The following is an 885-nucleotide window of genomic DNA, read 5'->3' as shown; positions in this document are numbered from 1 at the left end:
TTAGAGCGCTTGGGAGGAAGGCAAAGTTTGTCTTTCTCACAGGAAAGTGAAAATGCGGATGTCTTTGCAAGTGATGTTGAATGTGAAGCCGAAGGAAGCTGCTTTACATTGAATTATCACGAAGAGAGCGTAAGGGTTGGTTTGCCTGTGCCAGGTTTGCATCAAATCCAAAATGCTCTCGCAGCAGCGACTGCTGCAATTGCTGTTGGATGCGACTTGGAAGGTGTAGCAAAAGGCTTGGCAAAGGTTGAGTCGACAGAAGGGCGTATGAACACAGCTTTCATTAATGACATCACTTTATTAGACGACAGTTACAACGCAAATCCGGCTTCGATGAAAGCAGCCCTTAATGTCTTGTCTATGCAGGCGGGGTATCGAATTGCCGTGCTGGGTGAAATGGCTGAACTTGGTGCGCATGCGCATGACGCGCATATAGATGTAGCGACTTATGCGCTTGAATTAGGAATCGAAGAGTTTTGCTTGATAGGGCAATACGCAAAACAGATGAGTGAAAGTATTGGTGAGAATGCATTGGTTTTTGAAGACAAAGCCTTGCTTGCAGAGCACCTAGTGAAAGATCAGCACAAAAATAAGATCGTGATGATCAAAGGGTCCAGAAGCGCAGCAATGGATGAAGTTGTAAATTTAATTAAGAGAAGAGTTCACTAATGCTGTATTGGTTGTCATCCGTTTTATCTGAAACATTTGGGTTCTTGTCGGTGTTTCAGTATTTAACCTTGCGAGGAATCCTAGGGGTTTTAACTGCCCTGATGATTTCCTTATGGGTTGGCCCGATGATGATCAAGAAGTTGAGCCATTATCAAATTGGTCAGTCTGTAAGGGACGATGGTCCTCAGTCTCACTTAAGCAAAGCGGGTACGCCAA

The 885-nt window shown here is 44.5% G+C and carries 1 protein-coding gene and 1 pseudogene; both read left to right on the top strand.

Annotated elements, in window-relative coordinates; genetic code table 11:
- On the top strand, positions 1-669 hold a 669-nt coding region (locus A3763_RS24150), incomplete at its 5' end, for a glutamate ligase domain-containing protein (protein ID WP_255376642.1).
- Positions 669-885, top strand: a pseudogene (locus A3763_RS24145) (phospho-N-acetylmuramoyl-pentapeptide-transferase); the annotation flags it as partial. The gene A3763_RS24150 and the pseudogene A3763_RS24145, both read left to right, overlap by 1 nt.

It is taken from the genome of Oleiphilus sp. HI0128, assembly GCF_001635365.1.
The sequence above is the reverse complement of the archived record's forward strand: the minus strand, read 5'-3'. Positions and strand labels throughout refer to the sequence as shown.